Here is a 23,042-nt window from a genome sequence, read left to right as displayed (position 1 = left end):
ATAAGCCCTCCATTACGTTAGTTCTGTCCCTTTCACTTTAGCGGAACTAGCTATTGAAATCAAGTGATCGTCATTGATGCAGCATAAAGCCGCTCCTCATGAAGAAAAGCGGCTATCAAGATTATAAAGAGGCCTTTAAAATAGACAGAATGTCATCACGGTTTAGTTTCATAAAGTTACCAAAGCCGCCATATTCCATTTCTTTTGCCGCAATATCAGCAATTTTGTCTAGTTGATCTTCGCCGATGTCATAATCCGCTAAACGGTTTGGTGCACCTAGGCTAGTCCAGAAGGCTGACAGCTTGTCGATTCCTTCTAATGCGATATCATGATCTGTTTTTCCTTCTGTTTCAATGTCAAACATGTTCAGCATGAGGTGTTTAAAACGTTCTACATTATGATCAAGTGTATGACGCATCCAATTTGGGAAAATGATCGCAAGTCCACCCGCATGCGGAATGTCATAAACAGCGGATACCGCATGCTCAATCGTATGAGATGCCCAGTCGCCAAAATAGCCCATTTGCAGTGTGCCATTTAAAGCAATCGTTCCAGCATAAAGAATTGTTTCGCGGTGCTCATAGTTTTGTAAGTCTTCAAGCAGTTTTGGTGCTGTCTCGATGACCGTTTGAAGAACGGCAAAACACATCCGATCTTGTAGAGGCGTATTTTTGACATGATGGAAGTATTGTTCAAATACGTGGCTCATCATATCGACCATGCCATATACCGTCTGGTTTTCTGGTACAGAATACGTATGTTCAGGGTCTAAAATAGAAAAGGCAGGGTGCGTCACTGAACTTCCCCACACGTATTTTTCATTTGTTTCCCAGTTTGTGATCACAGAGTCCGGGTTCATTTCTGAGCCGGTCGCTGCAAGTGTCAATACTGTGCCAAATGGCAATGCTTTTTGAGCGGTTGTTTTCTTTGAAATAATATCCCAAACATCCCCGTCATATGCTGCTCCAGCTGCAATCGCTTTTGTACAGTCGATGACACTTCCACCGCCAACGGCTAATAAGAAATCAATTTTTTCAGCTTGGCAGATCTCGATTCCCTTTTTCACTGTCGTGAGGCGAGGGTTCGGTTCAACACCAGACAGCTCATATACTTCAGCCTCTGCTTCATTTAAAGCACTGATCACGTGATCATAAAGACCATTTTTCTTAATACTGCCTCCGCCGTATACAAGTAACACTCGTTTCCCATAACGAGCGAGTTCGTTTTTGAGTCCTTCTAGTTGTCCTTTTCCAAACATTAATTTGGTTGGATTATAGTAAATAAAGTTCTCCATCTGTTCAACATCTCCTTACAACGAATATATCCAAAAACATGAAAGACTACTGTAACATATGTACACACTGAACTCAAAAAAAAGATAACTGCTCGAAAGCAGCTATCTTTTTGACATTCGATTATAGAGAAGCGTTTAAAATAGCTAGAACGTCTTCTTTGTTCAGCTTTTTAAATTGACCAAATTCACCGCGTGCCATTGCACGGTCTGCAATTAAATCAATTTTCTCATCGTTAATGTCATAATCAGCTAAACGACTTGGTGCTCCTAGGCTTGTCCAGAAAGCAGACAGTTTGTCGATTCCTTCTAAGCCAACTTCTTCATCTGTTTTCCCCGCAGGGTCTACATCAAATACACGCACCGCTAATTGTTTGAAGCGGCCAGGGTTTTCTTGAATGACATGCTTCATCCAGTTCGGGAACAAGATCGCAAGTCCGCCTGCATGAGGGATGTCATAGACAGCGGATACCGCATGCTCAATATTGTGAGATGCCCAGTCACCGCGTGCGCCCATAGAAAGCATTCCATTTAGCGCAATTGTACCCGTAAATAAGATGGTTTCACGGAGTTCGTAATTTTCCAGATCGTTGATCAGCTTCGGTGCCGTTTCAATGACGGTACGAAGAAGTCCTTCACACATACGATCTTGGTAAGGTGTATTTTCTGTGTGATGGAAATATTGTTCGAACACGTGTGACATCATGTCCACCATGCCATAAATCGTATGGTTTTTTGGCACAGTGAATGTGTTCACTGGATCAAGAATCGAGAATTTAGGGAAGACTGCTGGACTGCCCCAGCCATATTTCTCATTTGTTTCCCAGTTCGTAATTACTGATCCAGAGTTCATTTCAGAACCTGTTGCCGCAAGTGTTAACACCGTACCAAATGGGATGGCTTCCATTGGAACATGCTTACGAGTCACAATGTCCCAAGCATCTCCATCGTACTTCGCACCTGCTGCGATCGCTTTGGTCGCATCAATGACACTACCGCCGCCGACTGCTAAAATGAAATCAATTTGGTTCTCTTTGCAAAGCTCAACCCCTTTTCTGACCGTTGTTAAACGCGGGTTTGGCTCAACACCAGCAAGCTCAGTAGTGGTAGCTCCTGATTCTTTTAAAATGCTGACAACTTGGTCATAAAGGCCATTTCGTTTAATGCTACCTCCACCATATACAAGCAATACGTTTTTTCCGTAGCGTTTGAGTTCATCTGAAAGGGCTGATACTTCTCCCTTTCCAAAGATTAATTTCGTTGGGTTCCAATAAGTAAATCGATCCATGTGATCTCCTCCTCGCGCTACATTATGCGCTTCTTTCCTTCCAAAAGTAAAGTAATTTGCTTTCATCCATTTTCTTACGCATAGTTTGGCTAAAAATCTGCAAAATATAAATGTATTGATACTGTAGCGAAAGGAGGAATCACGATGAGTGCTATTCAGCGTATTGCCCTCGTGCTCACGATTATCGGTGCTATTAACTGGGGACTAATCGGCTTTTTTCAATTTGACTTAGTAGCAGCGATCTTTGGCGGTCAAGGTGCTGCATTATCACGTATTATTTATGGTCTTGTTGGAATTGCAGGTCTTGTTAACCTTGGTCTATTATTCAAGCCAAGCGAAGAAGCTGTCCGCCGTGACGAGCCGAATCCAGAGGTTCGCTAAACAAAAAGACATAAAAAAGGCTGCCTACATGGGGCAGCCTAAGGCACCGTTTGAAGCGGTGCTTTTTTTATTTCTTGATTAGGTCTTTACGGTTAGATTGCTCAATCCACTCTTCAAGTTTATCTTTAAGTGTATTGAAACCTTGTGGTGCAGCAGCTTCTTCTTTCACTTGCTGTGGTCTTTGTTTCTTTGGTTTGCTTTCTTTTCTTTCAGGTGCTTCTTGCGTTGCACGGATAGAAAGGCTGATTTTACCAGCATTTTCATCAACAGAAAGAACTTTCACTTGTACTTCGTCACCAATTGAAAGGTGCTCGTTGATGTCTTTTACAAAGCCATGTGTCACTTCTGAAATGTGCACAAGTCCTTGAGTTTCTTCATCTAATGCAACAAACGCACCATACGCTTGTAATCCTGTTACTTTACCAGTGTAAACACTGCCTACTTCAAACTTTGTCGCCATGATAACAACTCCTAAATAAATGTTTTAATATTCGTTTATACGCAATTAAAAACTATATCACAGAACGGACAGTTTCGCAAAATATTTTTTAAAAGGGTTTAGATCATATGAAAAGGGGGAATACCTGAAAACAAGAATGCTTTCTAGTATTCCCCCCCTAATTTGAGAGGCATGAGTCCAGATGGATTGATGCCTTTTTTTATTTTAAGATAGCAGGTGCCTCTTCTTTCACTTGTCTACTTTGCAAAAACCGCTGGATTCTTGAAAGTGATTCCTGCAGGTGATCGAGTGACGATGCATATGAACAGCGAATATGCCCTTCACCGCTTGGACCGAATACATTTCCAGGGACAACCGCTACTTTTTCGCTAAGCAGCAGCTCCTCGGCAAATTGTTCTGATGTCATGCCCGTGCTTTTAATGGACGGGAAAGCGTAAAACGCTCCGTTTGGCTGATGACATTTGAGTCCAAGTTCATTGAGGGATCCAACAAACAAATTACGGCGCCTTCTGTAGCTTTTCTTCATTTTCTCCACATCTTCAAGTCCGTTTTTTAATGCTTCTTCAGCGGCATATTGTGCCATAGCCGGTGCACACATCATAGAATATTGATGTATTTTCAGCATAGCCTCACGGAGTACAGGCGGTGCTGCCACATATCCTAAGCGCCAGCCTGTCATAGCAAATCCTTTTGAAAAACCTGAAATCAAAATCGTTCTTTCCTTCATATCTTGAATCGCCGCCACGCTCGTAAAAGCTTCATCGTACGTTAGCTCTGCATAAATCTCATCCGTGATGATTAAAAGGTCATGCTCCTTTGCAAACTGAGCAATATCTTCAAGCTCTTCTTTCGAATAGACAGACCCTGTTGGATTTGACGGAGAGCATAGCAAGATGGCTTTTGTCTTCGGCGTCAGCTTCGTGCGAAGATCAGCGGAATCGGCTTTGAAATCTTTTTCAGCTGATGTACTTAAATACACCGGTTCACCGCCCGCAAGTGTCGTAAGTGCCCCGTAGGCTACGAAACAAGGCTCTGGGATGATCACTTCATCACCGCTGTTTAGAATGGCGCGAAAGGCCAAATCAAGCGCCTGGCTTCCGCCAACAGTAATGATGAGTTCTTCTTCAGGACTGTAATCAACATGAAACCGCTTATATAAATACTGGCTTAATTCTTTTCGCAAAGAAAGCAGCCCAGCATTTGCCGTATAGGAGGTAAGTCCTTGCTCTAATGACATAATACTTGCTTCTCTCACATTCCAAGCGGTCACGAAATCCGGTTCACCGACACCGAGGGAGATGACTCCTTCCATTGTGGCTGCCAAATCAAAGAATTTTCGAATACCTGACGGCTGAATGCTTTGTACCGTTTCAGATAAATAAGACTTTTTCATTTAAGGAGACACCACGATTCTTTTGTCATCGTCCCCTGTTTCAAATACTTTCCCATCATGCTTATATTTTTTCAAAATAAAGTGGGTAGTTGTTGAAACAACGGAATCAAGTGTCGATAATTTTTCAGATACGAAGCGAGCGATATCAGACATGGATCTTCCTCTAATCACAACAGATAGATCATATACACCTGACATTAAATACACGGACTCCACTTCCTGAAATCTGTAGATACGTTCAGCAATTTCATCAAAACCGACGCCTCTTTTCGGGGTCACTTTCACATCAATCATCGCTGTAACGCCTTCGTGGCCATCCACTTTACGCCAGTCAATCATGGTCGAATAATCAATAATGACTTTTTGATCTTCAAGTTTTTGAATAATGGCTTCGGCTTCTTCTGTTGTGACGCCTGCCATTTTGGCAATTGTATTTAAATCGGCACGGCTGTTCTCATCTAAAATCTCTAATATTTCAGTTTCTTTTTCACTTAGTTTCATTTGATTTCACACCTCTGAATGTAAAAGCTAGTTTTAAAAAATCTTCTGAACATTATAGCACGTTTTTCCCATTATGCTAAGCAGGGAAAAGATTCTAATCGTAGCTTAAAACCCACTTTTTAGGGTACAATACAGTCACCTAACAGACAGTCAAGTATCGGAGTTGATGAGTGTGGACATTGTTCAGCCAGCTTATATGAAAAGTAAATTCGGTTTAGATATCTATTACGAGCACTATCCAAATGAGGGAAAGAAGACATTGATTTTGATTCATGGTCTCTTCTCATCTACCTTCAGCTATCGAAAGCTCATCCCGCTTCTGAAACAAGATTTCAATTTAATTGCAATTGATCTGCCTCCATTTGGGCAGTCCGAAAAGTCGAATACGTTCATTTACAGCTATCGCAACATGGCGAAAATCATTATTGAGCTAGCTGGTTACTTGCAGATTCGGCATGCGATTCTCGTCGGTCATTCCATGGGCGGACAAATTGCCTTATATGCTGCATCTGAGCGTCCAGACCTATTTGAAAAGGCCGTTCTTTTGTGCAGTTCAGGGTATATGAATAAGTCCAAAAGATCGCTTGTTTACAGCACATATATTCCTTATTTTTATCTATATCTCAAAAGAAAGCTCTTAAAGCAAGGCATTATGAAAAATTTAACCGCTGTTGTGCATGATCATTCGATTATTGATCAAGAAATGGTGGACGGATATTTAAAGCCTTTTTCAGATGATCAAATTTTTAGAGGCATATTTCGCTTGATACGGCACAGGGAAGGCGATTTGACGTCAGATGTGCTAAAGAAAATGGAGACACCCGTCCTGCTTATTTGGGGCGTGGAAGACCGAATTGTTCCGATTCAAATTGGCGAAAGGCTACACAAGGATTTGCCGCATTCGACCTTACATGCACTAAAAAAAACCGGGCATCTCCTTCCTGAGGAAAATCCGGTCTTTGTGTCTGATCAAATTGGCAGCTTCAGCCTCTCTTAACGAGAGCAGGAGCTGTCTCTTAGGACAAAAAGCTGTTTCGCTATATCTTGACAGCTCTCTATCGGAAGAAGCTGCTCAAATGAGTGATGGTAAATGGCTTGAATCTCTTTTGCTAAAGATAATGGGTCCTCTGCGTCGTATAAGGCACTGATGACGTCAGCAGGCTCCGTTTCATAAAAGTCCTCTCCATAATGAAAAGGATCCCATGCCTTAATGGATTGAATCATCTCTTCTACAGCTTGACTATCTTTCATCGGTATCACCGCTTATAATAAATTTTGTGATGTTTATTTTAGCACAACCAAGAGTGGTTGAAAAATGGCTAGAGGTGGGTTTCATGAATTTCGACGAACAGATCATACGTAAAGGTTCAAAATCAGTCAAATGGGATCAAGCAGAGTCATTGTTCCTGACAACAGATGCGCTGCCGATGTGGGTAGCAGATATGGATTTTAAAGCGCCCCAAGTCGTTCTTGATGCTTTAAAAGAACGACTTGATCATGGCGTATTCGGCTATGCCTTTCAGGATCAGGAGACGCAGCAGGCAGTGGCTGACTGGCTCAAAAGAAGACATGGGTGGACCATTCAAACAGATGCTGTCACCTTCACACCAGGTATCGTTACAGCTCTTAGTTTTGCTGTACAAGCTTTTACAGCTCCGAATGATGAAGTGGTCATTCAGTCACCCGTGTATACACCCTTCTATCAAATGATTGAAAGAAATGGACGTATTGTCTCAACCAATCCTTTAAAAATAGAAAACAACCGCTACATGATGGATTTTGATGATTTAGAGAAAAAATTAAGCAGACCAGAGGCGAAGCTGATGTTCCTTTGTCATCCCCATAATCCTTCAGGGAGAGCTTGGTCTAAAGAGGAATTAAAACGTGTAGGAGACTTGTGTGTGCAGCATGGTGTAACGGTCGTTTCAGATGAGATTCACTCTGATTTGATGCTTTACGGGAAGCCGCATGTGCCATTTGCCAGTCTTTCTGATGAGATAGCAGGCATCACAGTCACGTGTATTGCACCAAGTAAAACTTTTAATTTAGCTGGACTTCAAGCATCTGCCATTATCATTTCTGATGAAGAAAAAAGAACCCTTTTTACCAGTGAATTGCAAAGAAACGGATTATCCAAACTGAATGCATTTGCAATCCCTGCGATGGAAGCGGCCTATCGCCACGGGGATGAGTGGCTTGATTCACTTGTTCTTTATCTCGAAAAGAATATGAAGATCGCAATGGAGTATATTGACGAACATCTTCCTAATATGCGTTATATGAAACCAGATGCTTCTTATTTGCTTTGGCTGGACATTCGTGATTATCAATTCACTCAGGCGGAATTGAAACGGAATTTGCTAAAAAAGGGCAAGGTGATACTAGAGCTTGGGCACGTGTATGGGCATGAAGGAGACGGCTTTATTCGAATGAATCTCGGCTGTCCTGCCGGAACGGTGAAAGAAGGTCTGAAACGCCTTCATCAAGCGTTCACCCCAGATTCCAAATAAAACCATTTCTATCAAAAGAACATCCTAGCGGGTGTTCTTTTTAAAGAAAAAAACCCTCCTATTATCATATCTACTTTGTACATGAAATGATATAATGAGAGGAATTACAATTATTTACGAGGAGAGCATTTAAATGGAAATGTTCAAGGATTTTCTGCTCCATGTATCTTTTATTCTATTTCCAATCTTTTTATATCATGCACTATGGCTAAGCCGGACCCCTGCTCATTTCCCTAAAACGAATAAACTGCTCATCACAATATTTGCATCCATTTCATCAGCACTATGTATTATGTATCCAGTTGGTTCGATTTTAGATTTGCAGACTGGGCTTCAATCGATTCCCCTTGTACTAGCCATTTTATATGGAGGATACACCGCTGGAATCGTCGCCATCTTGGCCAGTTCAACCGTAAAGTTCGTGATGTATGGTTCTTTTTTATGGGTTGGACTGATTGTTGTACCGATTTACTTTTTCGTTCCTTTCCTACTTTACCGGAAATGGCGCCAATATCCGAAGCCGAAAAAGCTGCTATACGGAGCACTTATTGGTTTATCAAAAGGGGTGTTTATTTACATTGGGCTGCTTGTAGTCAGCTTACTGGAGTACAGCCCGGCTTTTATTATGCAGCAAAAGTTCCTTGAGTTATTTTTCTCAACTCTTTACTACATATTCTTTCTTGTGCTAAGCATTTATTGCATTGAATTCGTAAAAGAAAATGCACAAATGAGAACACAGCTCGTCCAATCAGAGAAGCTGACGATTGTAAGTGAGCTTGCGGCAAGCGTCGCCCATGAAGTACGCAATCCACTGACAGTTGTGAGAGGGTTTATTCAGCTGCTCTTTTCAAGTGACAATGCGAAAGAGCCGTCGACCAATAAAGATTATAAAAATCTCGTTTTATCTGAACTAGACCGCGCGCAAGATATTATCACGAGTTATCTTGATATTGCGAAACAAAATTATTATCAAATTGAATCTCTCAATTTATCTAAATTACTTGAAGAATGTGCTTCGCTGATGACATCCTACGCCAATTTTAAATCGGTCACCATTCATCAATCCATTGAACCAGACCTATACATTCAAGGTGATGAAACGAAGATCAAGCAAGTGATGATTAATTTAATCAAAAATGCGATTGAAGCAGCACCCGAACACGAAGGAAAAGTTGAACTTTTTGCTTCAAAAGAGAATCATCGAATCTGCCTTTATTTCGTTGATAACGGTGTAGGTATGACAGAAAGCCAAATGAAAAAGCTTGGCGAACCTTATTACACGTTGAAAAATAAAGGAACTGGGCTTGGGCTGACCGTGACATTTTCCATCATCGAAAATCACCATGGAACGATTCGTTTCAAAAGCTCGCTTCAGTCTGGTACAACGGTCACCGTGAAGTTTCCTGAAGATACAAGAAGAAAATGATCAATCCATTTTTTTTGTCCTTTTTTCATCTATCTGCTCCTGCTTCTTAGAAGCACGAACGATCAGACGAAAACAAATAAATGCAGCCATAAAGAAAAGCACCGTGGTAATCGCCGCTGGGATGTACTCCCTTTTATCTTCAGGAAAATACAGTAGAAAGAGTGCGATGAACGACATCATTCGCCATTCCCCCTTTTGCTCGTTTACTTCACTATATTGGCTAAAAGAAAGGAAATACCTTCTTATATGAAGGAAATGGAGGAATTTCACATGACAGACATTCAGATTGGACAAACGGTGAAAGGTTTTTACAAAACAGGTGTTTATATTGGGGAAGTGACAGCCGTTAAACCATCCACTTATCTCGTTCAAGTAAAAGCGGTTTTAACGCATCCAACTCAAGGAGACCTGCATCAGCCTAAAGAAGCGGACGTGCCTTTTTTTCAGGAGAGGCGAGCTTTGGCCTTTAGGGAACAGACGAATATCCCTCATCATATGGTGAAGCCTTATGATGGTGACATCCCTGATTATCAAGTGTCACTGAAAGAAGCCGTAGACAAATTGAAAAAAGGGCTCAGTGCGGATGATTCCAAATGGGCTGAAAAATCAAGAGCGTGCCTCTCTTCTCTTGAAAAAGATTATTTTCCAGAAGACGCCCGCTAGTCTGTCGAATCAAAAAAGTGAGAGAAGTCAATGAGTTCACCAATTTTGGTTGTTTGCGGATTTTCCACATAGGATCGGTCTTTTTCAAAAAGGGTGAATAGCTGGTAAGTGGTCATGGCATCATCAAGTGCTTTATGATGCTGACCAGCTCCATCACTGCCGTATTCCTTTGCCGCTTTTCGAAGTCCTGTGAGAGTTCTATCACCAAAGAAGGTTTTATATTCAAAGGCGAGATCCCGCAGCTTTCCCTTAAAAGGAAAAGCAATATGATTGAGCATGCAGTTTTGCTTCAGCACCTTCATGTCCATATTTCCCCAAGTGATAATCTCACAGCCTTCTCCCCCATCAAGTGACACGAGCTTCTCAATAAACGTCTCAAATGAAACCCCGTTCTCTACGTCTTGCTGCGTAATGCCGAGGAACGATTTACAGCGCTTTGTTAGCTTCGGAAACTTTTTCGGTTTGACGTAGCTTGAGAATGTGTCTATGATCGTTTCATTTGATGCTTTCACTACTCCAGCTTCAATGATTTCAGGGAAAAAATTTTGTGGATGATATTTTCCATCAGGCATCGTAAATTCAAAATCGACCACAAGCAGCGTCTTCTGTTCCATCAGTCTCACCTCACTTTTTCGTCTGTTTTTCATCCTGCTACCATTATATTAAGACGGACTTTGAAATCACTTCATTTTTGCGAAAATAATGCAGATTCACTATGCCCAACCTATTCATCAGATGAAAGATCGTTTATTTTCCTTTATAATTATTAAGGAACACGAAATAAATAAAGAAGGTGGTCCCTATCACAAACAGGAAGAGAAACTTGTACATCATGTGGTTTGTGAACTTTTTTGTATCTGCCAGCATTACGATGATCGTCCCTTTTTTATCACTTTACATAGAATCTCTTGATAGCAGCTACTCGAATGAATTTGTTCAAAGATGGAGCGGCTATGTCTTTGGGATCACGTTTTTAACGGCCTTTCTCATTTCTCCTATTTGGGGGCGAATTGGTGACCGCCATGGCTATAAAAAGATTTTGCTCATTAACGGCATCGGGATTGCCACAAGCATTTTATTAATGGGGCTTGTTCAAACCGTTTATCAGCTATTCGCACTTCGGCTCTTCATGGGGCTTGTGACTGGTTTTATCTCAACTTCGATGGCGCTGATTTCTGCTCAAACTGAAAAGGCAACAGCCGGTAAAACCCTTGGAACAATGCAAATGAGTAATGTGGCTGGCGGATTATTCGGTCCATTGATGGGCGGATTCATGGCAGACAGTGTCGGATTCATTTATACATTTTTCTTAACAGCCGCTGTCATTTATGTGTCTGCAATTGTCATTATTTTCGGTGTGAAAGAACAGCCAATCCGTTCAAAAGGAGCAAAGCGTGTTTCTTACTCACGGAAGGAAGTCCTTGTCCATATGTTCAAACAGCCTTTGCTTGTGGTTACCATGCTGTTAACGTTTATTACGCAAGTAGGGAACTTTAGCATTCAGCCGCTTTTAGCTTTATACATTCACGATTTACATGGACCGGTCAATCTAGCCTTTTATGCGGGGCTGGCGTTTTCTGCAACAGGACTTGGCAATTTGCTGTTTACGCGGAAATGGGGAGATCTTGGGGATCGAATCGGTCACGATAAGGTGCTGCTTGCCCTTCTCATCCTCTCCTCCATTTTATTCATCCCACAAGCGATGGCGGATTCCTACGGGATGTTAGTGATCTTCCGTTTCTTATACGGGATGGCACTAGGCGGGATTATCCCGTGTACGACGGCGTATATTCGCATCAAAGCACCTGCCTCTATGCAAGGGGAAGTGCTCGGTTACAATGTCAGCTTCCGTTTTCTCGGAAATGTCGTTGGTCCAGTGATCGGCGGCATTGTCGCAAGTCATTACGGGATTCCAGCTGTCTTTTATGTCACCGCCGGCATTTTCCTTTTTGGGGCATTATTTTTATGGGTGGTCCGCTCACAATCAAAGACAAGAGAGAGGAGTGTCTGATCTGTCATCAGATACTCTTTTTTCATCTCTAGATGCCTAGTTTACTAGACTTCACATCCATTCTTTTCTAAAAATAACCTTCTCGTATTCGCAAAAGAATGGTACGATATGGCTAGAAATCTGAAGAAAGTGAGTGACCTCATGTTTCGTGCAATCATTGGTTGGTTATTACTTGCTGCCCTCATCCCATTATTTGTTCTGACTTTTTATCTATCAAAGGAAGAAGCTGCAAGTGTAAAGCCTGTTAACGAAGTGCTTGATCAAAAAATCAAGCTGGAAAAGATAGATTTTTCCCAAAACAGTTATATGTATGATCGAGATGGTTCTCTTATCTCCGAGATCGTATCGAATGATGAGAACCGTGTTTTCGTGAAATACGACAAAATTCCTGATTCCGTGAAGGAACTGTTCCTCCGCTCAGAGGACCGCAATTTTTATGACCATAAAGGCATTGACTTTATGGGGGTTGTTCGTGCACTTGCCGCAAATGTCAAAAACCATGGCATTAGCCAAGGCGCCAGTACGATCACACAGCAGTTATCCCGCAACCTCTATTTAAGCCATGAACGTTCGTTCAGCCGAAAGTTTACAGAACTGCTCTATTCTTATGAACTAGAGCGGAAATTCACAAAAGATGAAATTCTCGAAAGCTATTTAAATACGATTTATTTTAGCAATGGTGTTTACGGTGTGGGTTCTGCGGCTAGTTACTATTTTGACAAGCCGCTTAGCTCTTTATCGCTTGCACAGATGGCATTTATCTCTGCTATTCCAAACAATCCAACGCTGTATGACCCATTGAAACAATTCAAGCACACAAAGAAACGCCAAGAACGGCTGCTCGGTATCTTGAAAAAAGATGGCGTCATCACCAAGAAGCAGTACAACAAAGCAGTCAAAGAAAAAATCAGCTTGTCCGTAAGTGAAAAGAAAAATCTTTATCCTGACTATGTGACGTACGCTAATGAGGAATTTACCGACCTTGTGTCTGATCAGGAAGGCTTTACAAAACGATTGAAGAAGGCCAAAACAGCAGGAGCAAAAAAGGCGATTCAAAAGGAATTATCCGAAAAGGTCAGTGCCCTGCTTCAGAATGGCGTGAAGATTTATACAGCACTCGATCCTTCCTTGCAGCAAAGAGCGGTTTATCAGCTCAATGCTCAATTGCCTTATCAAGGTGTGGAAGGCGGTTCAGCAGTCATTAACCACCAAACCCATCAAATCGTCGCACTTGCTGGCGGGAAGAATTATAAAAAGTTTGATTTCAATTACGCTTATCAAGCGCAAAGACAACCAGGTTCCGCAATTAAGCCGCTGTTAGATTATGGCCCTTATATTGATCAAACCGGTGCGACCGCATCAAGTAAAATCAGTGCCGGCAAGTTTTGCAGCAGCGGATACTGCCCGCAAAACTACAACCATAAAACGTATGGAACGGTGACTCTTGAAACCGCCTTTAAGAATTCTTACAATACACCAGCGATTCGAATGCTTGATACAGTCGGTGTCAATAAAGGCTTCAGCTATTTAGAAAAGTTCTCATTCGAACATATTGTAGCGGATGATTACCGCCTCCCTTCTGCACTTGGAGGATTTACAAAAGGCTTCTCGCCGTTAGAAATGACCGATGCGTATACCGTGTTTGGCAATCAAGGTGCCTATACGCGAAATCACTCCATTACAAAGGTCACAGACTTAAATGGCAAAACCCTTTATAAGTGGAAAGAATCGCCGAAGCAGGTCTATTCGCAGCGGACAAATGAAACGATGCGCAAACTGCTTGCCTCCGTTGTGAAAAGTGGAACAGGGAAAAAAGCGAATTTCAATTCTCCATACATCGGTGGTAAAACAGGAACATCTAACGACTACAAAGATATTTGGTTTGTCGGACTCACGGATCAATACACAATGGGTGTATGGGTCGGAAGAGATAGAGGAACCGTTGAATCTATTTATAGCTCAAGCCCGCACTTACGTATTTGGAAAAACACAATGCAATATGCCAGATAAAACAGGAGGTTTAACTGTCATGCATACACCTCAGCCTTCTCATTTAATTTTATTTGATGGTGTCTGCAACGTGTGCAGCGGCGCTGTTCAGTTTGTCATGAAGCGTGATCCACACGAGCAGATGATGTTTGCTTCTTTACAATCAAATACAGGACAGCGTATTTTAAAAGAAAACGGCTTGCCTTTAGATGAGTTCAATTCATTTATTTATATTGAAGAAGGCACACTTTACATGAAATCGACTGGCATCTTAAGAGCTGCACGGCATTTAAAAGGAATCTACAGGTGGAGCTATTTGCTCCTTATCATTCCCCGCCCAATCCGTGATTGGTGTTATCAGCTCATCGCGAAAAACCGCTACAAATGGTTTGGTCAAAAAACATCCTGTATGGTGCCGACACCCGATATTCAAAAACGGTTTCTTCCATAAAAAACATCCTCCAATAATGGAGGATGCTTAGATTGTTGACAAAGGGCTAAAATGATCTTTATTTTAGCCCTTTGTATTCTTTTCAGCGTGATAGAAAACCTTTGCAGTCTAGGAAGGACGAGTACTGGCGCGGAGCGAATTTGACATTCGTGAGCACCAGCACGCAGGACTGACACCGAATGCGAGGGTTTGTCTACATGCTGACATCCTCCAATAATGGAGGATGTCAGATTGTTGACAAAGGGCTAAAATGATTTTTATTTTAGCCCTTTGTCTTCTTTTCAGCGTGACTTGAAAACCTTTGCAGTCTAGGAAGGACGAGTACCGGCGCGGAGCGAATTTGACATTCGTGAGCACCGGCATGCAGGACTGACAAAGAATGCGAGGGTTTGTCTACACGCTGAGCATCCTCCAATGATGGAGGATGCTTTCTTTCATCTGTTTAAGCAGGCAGACTTGCCATGACACTGTTATAAAGCTTAATAAATAAGTACAAAATACCGATCAAAAATGTGGCCCAAAACAGCAGAATAAACATCATAAATCCAATTAAATTCAGCATGGATAGCGATTGATAAATGCGTACCACAACCCAGATAAAATAAATAAGACTTGCTAAAACAAAGAGTCCCACCAGCAAAATGAGCTGCTGCGTCAATAGAAATGCAAGTAAGCTGGCAAACAAATAAACAACCGATGCGATTCTAATTTTCTTTAAGTTTTCCCCTTCAGGGTCCTTTGCAAAAAAGAGCAGCGCCAACTCTAACACTGTATCCGCAATGAGTTTTAAAGCAGATAAAACCATAAAATAAACAAGTGCAAATGCGGCAAATAAAGCAAGACGGATGCCCTGTTCTGAAAAGAATTCCAGCATTCCTTTTAAGACCCCTGCTTGCGTCAAGAAATCAGTCGTGATGCCTACTGTGAAAATCGAAAAAGCAGAGCTGAATAGTAAAATCGAAATTAGCGGAAAATATCCAGTCAAATATGTATTTTTCATAAATAAATCCTTTCTCATAAGCTCCTATTTATTATGGCTCACTTAAAACGGATTGACAAGATGCTTTCCAAGTAAACTGGAATTAACATCAAATTTGTGATTTTTGCACGTACATTCCTTCACAAACTTACATTTTCCCGTTAAAGTATTACTATTACGAAAAAATTGCGCGTTAGGGGTATACTCGTGAAAAAAACTTTAAGACTGCAAACACGGCTGACGATCTTTGTCTGTATTGTTGTCCTCATATCCCTCTGTATCACATTCTTTACGATATGGTCGGAAACAGCCAAAAATATCCACCAGCAGGAGCGTGACATTGCCCTCTCCACCGCCAAGATGGTCGCAGAGGCGCCGATCACAGCGAAATCACTAGAAGACGATCATTCATATTCAGCACTGCGTAAATATACAACCAATGTTCAGCGTATCACCAAAACCGAATTCGTTGTCGTTATGGATATGAACGGTATCCGCAAAACACATCCGAATCCGCAAAAGATTGGGAAGCGCTTTGCTGGTGGTGATGAAAAGCCAGCATTACATGGGAAAGAACATATTAGTACGGCATCTGGAACACTTGGCAGGTCCATGCGTGCTTTTGTTCCTGTTTATAACAAAGACGGCAAACAGCTCGGGGCAGTGGCAGTAGGGATTACGTTAAAGGAAATTGATTTGATTATTCATCAAAACTTGATCCCGCTCTACTTCGTCACATCACTTAGCCTTCTATCTGGCATTATCGGTGCACTCATTGTTGCACGAAAAGTGAAGAAGATTATGTTTGGACTTGAGCCAGACGAAATTGCGACATTATTAAAAGAACGAAGCGCCATGCTAGAATCAACAAAAGAAGGAATTCTTGCCGTCGATCAGCACGGTAAAATCAAGCTGGCCAATGCAGAAGCCAAACGGCTCTTTCATAATATGGGCATTATGGTTGATCCTAGAGAACAGGATGTTCAGGCTCTGCTCCCTTCAAGCGGCTTAAAACAAGTGATTGAAACACGTAAACCGCTGCTTGATCGTGATGTCAGAATGAACGGACTGGAGCTCGTCTTTAACGAGGTGCCAATCACGGTAAAAGGAGAAATTGTTGGGGCAATTGCAACCTTCCGTGACAAAACAGAAGTCAAACACCTAGCTGAGCAGCTGAGCGGGGTGAAAATGTACGCCAATGCCCTTCGTGCCCAGTCCCATGAATTCATGAACAAGCTGCATGTCATTTTAGGATTGGTACAGCTGAAGAATTATGATGACCTTGGCACCTATATCAAAGATATTGCGATTTATCAGCAGACAGAAACAAATGAAATCATCAACCATGTGAAAAACTCGGTCTTAGCAGGCTTTTTACTAGGGAAACAAAGCTACATTCGCGAACAAGGTGCTACTTTAGAAGTCATTTGCAGCACCCAGGTCCCTAATTCAGAGGACCCATCTGTGACGCACGATCTTATTACCGTCATTGGGAACTTGTTAAACAACGCACTCGATGCCGTTTCTCATACAAAGAACAAAAACATCTCGATCTCATTCAGATATGTCCAGGAGCAGCTTCATATTGAAATCACAGATACAGGCGTTGGTCTGACAAAGGAAGAACAGGAAATGATGTTTGAGCAAGGCTTCTCAACAAAAGGAGAAGACAGAGGATTCGGCCTCTACTTTGTTGACCAAAGTATCAAAAAATTGAACGGACATTTGATTGTTACGAGTGAAAAAGGAGAAGGAACGACTTTTAGTCTCCGCATTCCGTATAAACAAAAGGAGGATTCACATGATTAATGTGTTGATCGTAGAAGATGATCCAATGGTTGGGGAGCTGAATAAACGCTACCTGACCCAAATAGATGGTTTTGAATTAAAGGGGATTGCCACCTCGTTTCAGCAGGCACTAGAATGTTTGAAGACAGACATCATTCACCTTGTCCTTCTTGATATTTATATGCCTGGACAAAATGGGCTCGCCCTATTATCAGAAATTCGTCAGCAAAATCATTCCGTGGATGTCATCGTGATATCTGCTGCCAATGAAGTCGATGTGGTGCAGCAAACCATGCGTAACGGCGCTGTTGATTATTTAATCAAACCTTTTGAATTCGAACGGTTCCAGTCAGCACTGGCAGAGTATAAACGAAAACATGCCCTGTATCAAACGATGAACAGCATCTCGCAAAATGATTTAGATGCGAAGATCTTTCATAAAAAAGCAGAAGCCGAAAAGGTTCTTCTGCCAAAAGGCCTGACCAAGAGCACACTCAAACTCATCTGGACAAGCATTCAATCATTCGGCCAGCAGGCTTTCACGACCGAAGACCTAGCCAACCATACAGAAATCTCCCAGGTTTCTATTAGAAAATATTTGAAATTCCTTGAGGATATCGAGGTGGTTGATGTGGAGATGGCATACGGGACAATTGGCCGCCCTGTTTTCCAATATAAATTGAATACGAGCAATATGAATTTGATTCAACAATATCTATAATTTGACACATCTGACCTTGACCAAAGGCCAGATGTTTTTTTATGGCATAAGATGTAACAAACCCCTTGATATCAGTGCTTTCACTGTAGTAGAGCACATCACAAAAGCGGCATTATATCATATTTCAGCAGATAAAAAGACATTGAATTAAGCCTTTTAACATTTTTTTAAAAATAAAACAAATTTCTATTTATTTATTCGATCGGAAATGATAAATTATGATTGATTAGTTCAACGAGATATAAGTCTGATGTCTTACATCTTCTCTTCTGTCTCTATCAATTTTAAGAGAAAACAGGATAAATTACCCTTTCCAAAAGGATAAGAGAAGACAAGAGTCGGTCTTTTTTCGCGAGACTTTTCTGAAACTTTTAAATTTTATAGGGGGTTATGTTTTGAAGAAGCGCAAAATTGGACTAGCATTGTCCTTAGTCGTAGCAACAGGAACCATCCTTGGAGCATGCGGCAACTCTGGCTCAAACAGCGGTGAAAGCAAAAAAGATAAAGATCAATTCACTGTTGCAATGGTAACTGATGTCGGTGGTGTCGATGACAAATCGTTTAACCAATCAGCTTGGGAAGGTCTACAAGCATTTGGGAAAGATAACAATTTAACAAAAGGCAAAAACGGCTTTGATTACTTACAATCTAAATCAGACGCTGACTATACAACAAACTTAAACACACTTGCTCGTGAAAAATTCGACTTGATTTACGGCATTGGTTTCTTAATGCAAGATGCGATTACTGAAATTGCAGATCAACGCAAGAAAAACCACTTTGCTATCGTTGATGCAGTCGTGAAAAAAGACAACGTAGCAAGTATTACATTTAACGAAAACGAAGGATCATTCCTTGTAGGTGTTGCAGCGGCTCTTACGACAAAATCGAACAAAATCGGTTTTGTTGGCGGTGTTGACTCTGAATTAATCAGAAAATTCGAAGTTGGTTTCCGTGCAGGCGTTGAAGCAGCTAACCCGAAAGCAAAAGTTGAAGTGAAATATGCTGGTGCATTCGATAAAGCAGACATCGGTAAAGCAACAGCTGAAAGTATGTACAAATCTGGCGTAGATATCATTTATCACGCAGCAGGCGGCACTGGAACAGGTGTGTTCACTGAAGCGAAAAACCTGAAAAAAGCTGATCCTGACCGTAAAGTATGGGTTATCGGTGTTGATAAAGATCAGTATGACGAAGGAAAAGTACCTGGAACAGATCAAAGTGTCACCCTTACTTCTATGATTAAGAAAGTTGACACTGCGGTTCAAGACTTAACAACAAAAGCAAAAGAAGGCAATTTCCCTGGCGGTGAAGTGATCACATACGGTCTGAAAGAAGGCGGCGTTGACATCTCTCCATCTCAGGACAACCTTGACAAAGATGTATTGAAGAAAGTTGAAGAATGGAAACAAAAAATCATCAAGGGAGAAGTCAAAATCCCTGCAACACGTGATGAACTAAAAGATTTTAAAGCTTAATTTGAGCATCGGGATAAGCACGTCTTATCCCCTTGCCTCTCCTTTACCTCCTCTTTATTCGTAAAAGGTGGTAAAAGAAAAGCTGCAGCCTTGTTTTGCAGCTTTTCTTTTGCTAGTTTTTATCTTCATCAGCACCCTAAAAAAGGAGCGGTTAAACCTGTGGATTATGTCATTGAAATGTTGAATATACGCAAAGAATTCCCTGGTATTGTAGCAAACGATAACATCACGCTGCAGCTAAAGAAGGGCGAAATTCATGCGCTGCTTGGTGAAAACGGCGCTGGAAAATCAACGCTCATGAACGTGCTTTTCGGCCTTTATCAGCCTGAAAAAGGTGAAATCAAGGTACACGGAAAACCTGTTACGATCTCAAGCCCAAATGATGCCAGTGATTTAGGCATCGGAATGGTTCATCAGCACTTTATGCTAGTCGATACATTCACTGTTGCTGAAAACATCATTTTAGGAAAAGAGCCAAAGAAGCTTGGAAAGATTGACAAAGAACAAGCCATTCAGCAAGTTCAGGAGCTTTCTGACCGCTATGGGCTGAAAATAGACCCTTCCGCAAAAGTATCTGACATCTCGGTCGGTATGCAGCAGCGAGCAGAAATCTTAAAAACACTTTACCGCGGCGCTGACATCTTAATCTTCGATGAACCAACAGCCGTCTTAACACCTCAAGAAATAAAAGAGCTCATACAAATTATGAAAAACTTAATTCATGAAGGCAAATCCATTATTTTAATTACCCACAAGTTGAAAGAAATTATGGATTCCTGTCATCGCGTCACCATTATCCGAAAAGGACAAGGCATTCGTACACTTGATGTGGAAAGCACAAACAAAGACGAGCTTGCCAGCTTAATGGTCGGCCGGGAAGTCTCATTTAAGACAGACAAAAAAGCAGCCTCCCCTGCTGAAGAAGTACTGCAAATTCAAGACCTCACTGTCAAAGACGCCCGAGGAATTGAAGCAGTTAAACAGCTGAACCTATCCGTGAGGGCTGGCGAGATTGTCGGAATTGCTGGTGTCGACGGAAATGGTCAATCTGAATTGATTGAAGCCATTACAGGTCTGAAAAAAACGGAATCTGGCACGATCTTGCTAAACGGGAAACCCATTCAAAATCTCCCGCCACGCAAGGTGACCGAATCTGGAATTGGACATATTCCACAGGATCGTCATAAGCATGGACTTGTGCTTGATTTTTCAATTGGAGAAAATATTTCCTTACAAACGTATTATCAGCGCCCTTATTCAAAGTTTGGTTTGCTGAATATGAAAAACATTTATCAAAAAGCAAAACGAATCATGACTGAATATGACGTGCGGGCACCTAGTGAATATACAGAAGCACGTGCGCTATCAGGCGGTAACCAGCAAAAAGCCATTATTGGCCGTGAAGTTGACCGCAATCCGGATTTATTAATTGCCGCTCAGCCGACACGCGGTCTCGATGTTGGGGCAATTGAATTTGTTCATAAGCGTCTCATTGAACAAAGAGATGCGGGCAAAGCCGTTCTGCTCATCTCCTTTGAGCTTGATGAAATTATCAATGTCAGTGATAAGATCGCTGTCATTTTTGAAGGCAGCATTATTGCCATTGTTGATCCAAAAGATACAACAGAGCAAGAACTTGGTCTATTGATGGCTGGAAGTACGCAACAGGAAGTGGGGAAAGAAGCAAATGTCTAATCGCTTAACAAATCTGCTGATTCCGCTTATAGCCATTGTACTTGGTCTTTTCGTTGGGGCCATTATCATGCTGGCAAGCGGTTATAGTGTCATCGAAGGCTATAGCGCCCTTTGGAATGGCGTCTTCGGTGAAACATATTATATGGGAGAAACCATCAGACAAGTCACACCTTATATTTTATCGGGACTTGCTGTTGCCTTTGCATTTCGGACAGGTCTCTTTAATATCGGAGTAGAAGGTCAATTGCTCATTGGCTGGATTGCATCTGTATGGATCGGAACAACCGTCCATGCACCTATGTATATCCATCTTCCTCTTGCACTGATCACAGCCGCTGCTGCTGGTGCATTATGGGGCTTTATTCCTGGATTTTTAAAAGCTCGTTTTTATGTTCATGAAGTGATTGTCACCATTATGATGAACTATATTGCCCTTCATGTGACAAACTATTTGATCTCAAATGTCTTAACAAGCAATAAAGATAAAACGGAAAAAATTGATGCAACAGCTTCGCTTCGCTCTGGATTTTTTGAGCAGATCACCGATTTCTCTAGAATGCATAATGGAATTTTTATTGCCATTATTGCGGCCGTTGTGATGTGGGTCATTATTCAGAAAACCTCTAAAGGGTTTGAATTGCGAGCTGTTGGTATGAACCAGCACGCCTCCCATTATGCCGGGATGAACGTTCGCCGCAATATCATTTACGCAATGCTGATTTCTGGTGCCTTTGCAGGTCTTGCAGGCGCTATGGAGGGGCTTGGAACCTTTGAATATGCCTCTATTAAAGGCTCGTTCACTGGCGTCGGCTTTGATGGAATCGCCGTTGCCTTATTAGGCGGAAACACGGCCATTGGTGTCGTTCTTGCTGCCTTATTGCTTGGTGGATTGAAGGTCGGTGCTTTAAATATGCCGCTTGAATCTGGCGTACCGACTGAGGTCGTTGATATTGTCATTGCGATCATTATTCTTTTCGTCGCCTCAAGCTATGTTATCCGTCTTGTGATTCAACAAATGAAGAAAAAGGGGGGAAAATAAGTGGGATTTCTGCAAATTCTTGAAATCATCGTCCCAGCTACACTTGTTTATGCTGCACCACTTATTTTAACCGCTCTTGGAGGCGTCTTTTCAGAAAGATCAGGTGTAGTCAATATCGGTCTTGAAGGGTTGATGGTCGTCGGAGCATTTTCTAGTATTATCTTTAACTTATTTTTTGCTGATACGTTTGGTGCCTTGACCCCGTGGCTTGGTCTTCTTGTCGGAATGGCCATTGGCGGGTTGTTCTCACTCATTCACGCTGTTGCCACCATTACGTTTCGAGCAGATCAAACGGTCAGTGGTGTAGCGATTAACATGCTTGCCCTCGGCGCTACACTGTTTGTTGTGAAGCTGATTTATGGTAAAGCACAGACAGATAAAATTACAGAGCCTTTCTATAAAGGAGATATTCCCCTTTTAAGTGATATTCCAATCATTGGTGATATTTTCTTTAAAGATGTGTATTATACGTCGATACTCGCATTAGCTCTTGCAGTTGTCGCTTGGTTTGTCTTATTTAAAATGCCATTTGGCTTGCGCCTTCGTGCAGTTGGGGAGCACCCAATGGCTGCTGATACAATGGGAATCAACGTGTACCGGATGCGCTATATCGGCGTCTTCATTAGTGGACTGTTTGGCGGTCTTGGCGGAGCTGTATATGCGTCAACCATCGCTCTTGATTTCTCTCACGCCACCATTACTGGTCAAGGCTTCATTGCTTTAGCTGCGCTTGTATTCGGTAAATGGCATCCATTTGGCGCAATGGGCGCTGCATTATTCTTTGGATTTGCACAAAGTTTAAGCATCATCGGCTCTCTCTTGCCGCTGTTTCAAGATATACCGAATGTGTATATGCTCATTGCACCATATGTGCTTACAATTTTGGCCCTCACTGGGTTCATCGGACGTGCAGATGCACCAAAAGCACTTGGTACGCCTTATTTAAAAGGAAAACGATAAATACAATGTATGTTCAAT

General features: G+C 41.8%; 23 protein-coding genes. 14 read left to right on the top strand and 9 right to left on the bottom strand.

The window, feature by feature from the left end:
* Window positions 1–121 precede the first annotated feature (121 nt).
* Window positions 122–1,294 (bottom strand): iron-containing alcohol dehydrogenase, encoded by a 1,173-nt coding sequence (locus tag GPA07_RS05395; protein ID WP_157292147.1) that lies wholly within the window; start codon window positions 1,292–1,294, stop codon window positions 122–124.
* Window positions 1,295–1,415: 121 nt separating this feature from the next.
* Window positions 1,416–2,579, bottom strand: a complete 1,164-nt coding sequence (locus tag GPA07_RS05390; RefSeq protein WP_157292146.1) for an iron-containing alcohol dehydrogenase — start codon at window positions 2,577–2,579, stop codon at window positions 1,416–1,418.
* Between the two features lie 144 nt (window positions 2,580–2,723).
* Here GPA07_RS05390 and GPA07_RS05385 point away from each other — a divergent pair, with 144 nt between their 5' ends.
* Complete coding sequence (locus GPA07_RS05385) at window positions 2,724–2,960, top strand: DUF378 domain-containing protein (protein ID WP_008345792.1); 237 nt, start codon at window positions 2,724–2,726, stop codon at window positions 2,958–2,960.
* A gap of 67 nt (window positions 2,961–3,027) precedes the next feature.
* Here the strand turns inward: GPA07_RS05385 and yugI are convergent, their stop codons facing one another.
* The 3 genes from yugI to GPA07_RS05370 form a co-directional block, all read right to left on the bottom strand.
* Complete coding sequence (yugI, locus tag GPA07_RS05380; RefSeq protein ID WP_008345795.1) at window positions 3,028–3,420, bottom strand: S1 domain-containing post-transcriptional regulator GSP13; 393 nt, start codon at window positions 3,418–3,420, stop codon at window positions 3,028–3,030.
* Between the two features lie 199 nt (window positions 3,421–3,619).
* The gene (locus GPA07_RS05375; protein ID WP_157292145.1) at window positions 3,620–4,813 is read right to left on the bottom strand and encodes an aminotransferase; all 1,194 of its coding nucleotides are present in this window, start codon (window positions 4,811–4,813) and stop codon (window positions 3,620–3,622) included.
* A complete protein-coding gene (locus tag GPA07_RS05370; protein ID WP_008358978.1) occupies window positions 4,814–5,314 on the bottom strand; it encodes an Lrp/AsnC family transcriptional regulator in 501 nt (166 codons plus the stop codon). It abuts the gene before it with no gap.
* Window positions 5,315–5,486: 172 nt separating this feature from the next.
* Here GPA07_RS05370 and GPA07_RS05365 point away from each other — a divergent pair, with 172 nt between their 5' ends.
* Window positions 5,487–6,311, top strand: a complete 825-nt coding sequence (locus GPA07_RS05365; RefSeq protein ID WP_008358981.1) for an alpha/beta fold hydrolase — start codon at window positions 5,487–5,489, stop codon at window positions 6,309–6,311.
* On the opposite strand, the gene GPA07_RS05360 is transcribed toward GPA07_RS05365, so the two are convergent.
* A complete protein-coding gene (locus GPA07_RS05360; protein ID WP_157292144.1) occupies window positions 6,308–6,565 on the bottom strand; it encodes a DUF1871 family protein in 258 nt (85 codons plus the stop codon). The genes GPA07_RS05365 and GPA07_RS05360 overlap by 4 nt on opposite strands.
* 83 nt (window positions 6,566–6,648) lie before the next feature.
* On the opposite strand from GPA07_RS05360, the gene GPA07_RS05355 reads away from it, so the two are divergent.
* Both GPA07_RS05355 and GPA07_RS05350 read left to right on the top strand, forming a co-directional pair.
* Entirely contained in the window at window positions 6,649–7,824 is a 1,176-nt protein-coding gene (locus tag GPA07_RS05355; protein ID WP_157292143.1) for a MalY/PatB family protein, read from the top strand.
* Window positions 7,825–7,957: 133 nt separating this feature from the next.
* Window positions 7,958–9,250, top strand: a complete 1,293-nt coding sequence (locus tag GPA07_RS05350; protein ID WP_008358987.1) for an ATP-binding protein — start codon at window positions 7,958–7,960, stop codon at window positions 9,248–9,250.
* Here the strand turns inward: GPA07_RS05350 and GPA07_RS05345 are convergent, their stop codons facing one another.
* A complete protein-coding gene (locus GPA07_RS05345) occupies window positions 9,251–9,430 on the bottom strand; it encodes a hypothetical protein (RefSeq protein ID WP_008358989.1) in 180 nt (59 codons plus the stop codon). It abuts the gene before it with no gap.
* A gap of 90 nt (window positions 9,431–9,520) precedes the next feature.
* On the opposite strand from GPA07_RS05345, the gene GPA07_RS05340 reads away from it, so the two are divergent.
* Window positions 9,521–9,913, top strand: a complete 393-nt coding sequence (locus tag GPA07_RS05340; protein WP_157292142.1) for a kinase-associated lipoprotein KapB — start codon at window positions 9,521–9,523, stop codon at window positions 9,911–9,913.
* Here the strand turns inward: GPA07_RS05340 and kapD are convergent.
* On the bottom strand, window positions 9,910–10,527 hold the full coding sequence (gene kapD, locus GPA07_RS05335) for a 3'-5' exonuclease KapD (RefSeq protein ID WP_008358993.1): 618 nt from the start codon (window positions 10,525–10,527) through the stop codon (window positions 9,910–9,912). The genes GPA07_RS05340 and kapD overlap by 4 nt on opposite strands.
* A 218-nt stretch (window positions 10,528–10,745) precedes the next feature.
* On the opposite strand from kapD, the gene GPA07_RS05330 reads away from it, so the two are divergent.
* The 3 genes from GPA07_RS05330 (at window position 10,746) to GPA07_RS05320 (ending at window position 14,364) form a co-directional block, all read left to right on the top strand.
* The gene (locus GPA07_RS05330) at window positions 10,746–11,924 is read left to right on the top strand and encodes an MFS transporter (RefSeq protein WP_008358995.1); all 1,179 of its coding nucleotides are present in this window, start codon (window positions 10,746–10,748) and stop codon (window positions 11,922–11,924) included.
* A 108-nt stretch (window positions 11,925–12,032) separates the two neighbouring features.
* The gene (locus tag GPA07_RS05325) at window positions 12,033–13,934 is read left to right on the top strand and encodes a transglycosylase domain-containing protein (RefSeq protein ID WP_071168685.1); all 1,902 of its coding nucleotides are present in this window, start codon (window positions 12,033–12,035) and stop codon (window positions 13,932–13,934) included.
* Window positions 13,935–13,953: 19 nt separating this feature from the next.
* On the top strand, window positions 13,954–14,364 hold the full coding sequence (locus tag GPA07_RS05320; RefSeq protein WP_008358999.1) for a thiol-disulfide oxidoreductase DCC family protein: 411 nt from the start codon (window positions 13,954–13,956) through the stop codon (window positions 14,362–14,364).
* Between the two features lie 442 nt (window positions 14,365–14,806).
* Here the strand turns inward: GPA07_RS05320 and GPA07_RS05315 are convergent, their stop codons facing one another.
* Window positions 14,807–15,364, bottom strand: coding sequence for a YufK family protein (locus tag GPA07_RS05315; protein ID WP_008357146.1), 558 nt, complete (start codon window positions 15,362–15,364; stop codon window positions 14,807–14,809).
* Between the two features lie 186 nt (window positions 15,365–15,550).
* On the opposite strand from GPA07_RS05315, the gene malK reads away from it, so the two are divergent.
* The 6 genes from malK to GPA07_RS05285 all read left to right on the top strand — a co-directional run bounded on the left by malK (window position 15,551) and on the right by GPA07_RS05285 (window position 23,024).
* Entirely contained in the window at window positions 15,551–17,152 is a 1,602-nt protein-coding gene (gene malK / locus GPA07_RS05310; RefSeq protein WP_008357148.1) for a malate sensor histidine kinase MalK, read from the top strand.
* Window positions 17,145–17,852, top strand: a complete 708-nt coding sequence (locus GPA07_RS05305) for a response regulator (RefSeq protein ID WP_008357151.1) — start codon at window positions 17,145–17,147, stop codon at window positions 17,850–17,852. Before malK ends, GPA07_RS05305 begins: the two co-directional genes overlap by 8 nt.
* A 395-nt stretch (window positions 17,853–18,247) precedes the next feature.
* The gene (locus GPA07_RS05300; protein ID WP_008357152.1) at window positions 18,248–19,330 is read left to right on the top strand and encodes a BMP family lipoprotein; all 1,083 of its coding nucleotides are present in this window, start codon (window positions 18,248–18,250) and stop codon (window positions 19,328–19,330) included.
* Window positions 19,331–19,489: 159 nt separating this feature from the next.
* Window positions 19,490–21,025, top strand: a complete 1,536-nt coding sequence (locus GPA07_RS05295) for an ABC transporter ATP-binding protein (protein ID WP_157292141.1) — start codon at window positions 19,490–19,492, stop codon at window positions 21,023–21,025.
* Window positions 21,018–22,064: an ABC transporter permease gene (locus GPA07_RS05290; protein WP_008357156.1), complete on the top strand. Its 1,047-nt coding sequence runs from the start codon at window positions 21,018–21,020 to the stop codon at window positions 22,062–22,064. The genes GPA07_RS05295 and GPA07_RS05290 overlap by 8 nt, the downstream gene beginning before the upstream one ends.
* Window positions 22,065–23,024: an ABC transporter permease gene (locus tag GPA07_RS05285; protein ID WP_008357158.1), complete on the top strand. Its 960-nt coding sequence runs from the start codon at window positions 22,065–22,067 to the stop codon at window positions 23,022–23,024.
* The last annotated feature ends 18 nt before the right edge of the window (window positions 23,025–23,042 follow it).

Source organism: Bacillus sp. ms-22 (assembly GCF_009759805.1).
GTDB lineage: Bacteria > Bacillota > Bacilli > Bacillales > Bacillaceae > Bacillus > Bacillus xiamenensis.
The sequence above is the reverse complement of the archived record's forward strand: the minus strand, read 5'-3'. Positions and strand labels throughout refer to the sequence as shown.

Coding starts and splice junctions, on each gene's coding strand:
- GPA07_RS05395 (WP_157292147.1), bottom strand. CDS start 1,294: ATGGAGAACTTTATTTACTATAATCCAACCAAATTAATGTTTGGAAAA.
- GPA07_RS05390 (WP_157292146.1), bottom strand. CDS start 2,579: ATGGATCGATTTACTTATTGGAACCCAACGAAATTAATCTTTGGAAAG.
- GPA07_RS05385 (WP_008345792.1), top strand. CDS start 2,724: ATGAGTGCTATTCAGCGTATTGCCCTCGTGCTCACGATTATCGGTGCT.
- yugI (WP_008345795.1), bottom strand. CDS start 3,420: ATGGCGACAAAGTTTGAAGTAGGCAGTGTTTACACTGGTAAAGTAACA.
- GPA07_RS05375 (WP_157292145.1), bottom strand. CDS start 4,813: ATGAAAAAGTCTTATTTATCTGAAACGGTACAAAGCATTCAGCCGTCA.
- GPA07_RS05370 (WP_008358978.1), bottom strand. CDS start 5,314: ATGAAACTAAGTGAAAAAGAAACTGAAATATTAGAGATTTTAGATGAG.
- GPA07_RS05360 (WP_157292144.1), bottom strand. CDS start 6,565: ATGAAAGATAGTCAAGCTGTAGAAGAGATGATTCAATCCATTAAGGCA.
- GPA07_RS05355 (WP_157292143.1), top strand. CDS start 6,649: ATGAATTTCGACGAACAGATCATACGTAAAGGTTCAAAATCAGTCAAA.
- GPA07_RS05350 (WP_008358987.1), top strand. CDS start 7,958: ATGGAAATGTTCAAGGATTTTCTGCTCCATGTATCTTTTATTCTATTT.
- GPA07_RS05345 (WP_008358989.1), bottom strand. CDS start 9,430: ATGATGTCGTTCATCGCACTCTTTCTACTGTATTTTCCTGAAGATAAA.
- GPA07_RS05340 (WP_157292142.1), top strand. CDS start 9,521: ATGACAGACATTCAGATTGGACAAACGGTGAAAGGTTTTTACAAAACA.
- kapD (WP_008358993.1), bottom strand. CDS start 10,527: ATGGAACAGAAGACGCTGCTTGTGGTCGATTTTGAATTTACGATGCCT.
- GPA07_RS05330 (WP_008358995.1), top strand. CDS start 10,746: ATGTGGTTTGTGAACTTTTTTGTATCTGCCAGCATTACGATGATCGTC.
- GPA07_RS05325 (WP_071168685.1), top strand. CDS start 12,033: ATGGCTAGAAATCTGAAGAAAGTGAGTGACCTCATGTTTCGTGCAATC.
- GPA07_RS05320 (WP_008358999.1), top strand. CDS start 13,954: ATGCATACACCTCAGCCTTCTCATTTAATTTTATTTGATGGTGTCTGC.
- GPA07_RS05315 (WP_008357146.1), bottom strand. CDS start 15,364: ATGAAAAATACATATTTGACTGGATATTTTCCGCTAATTTCGATTTTA.
- GPA07_RS05305 (WP_008357151.1), top strand. CDS start 17,145: ATGATTAATGTGTTGATCGTAGAAGATGATCCAATGGTTGGGGAGCTG.
- GPA07_RS05290 (WP_008357156.1), top strand. CDS start 21,018: ATGTCTAATCGCTTAACAAATCTGCTGATTCCGCTTATAGCCATTGTA.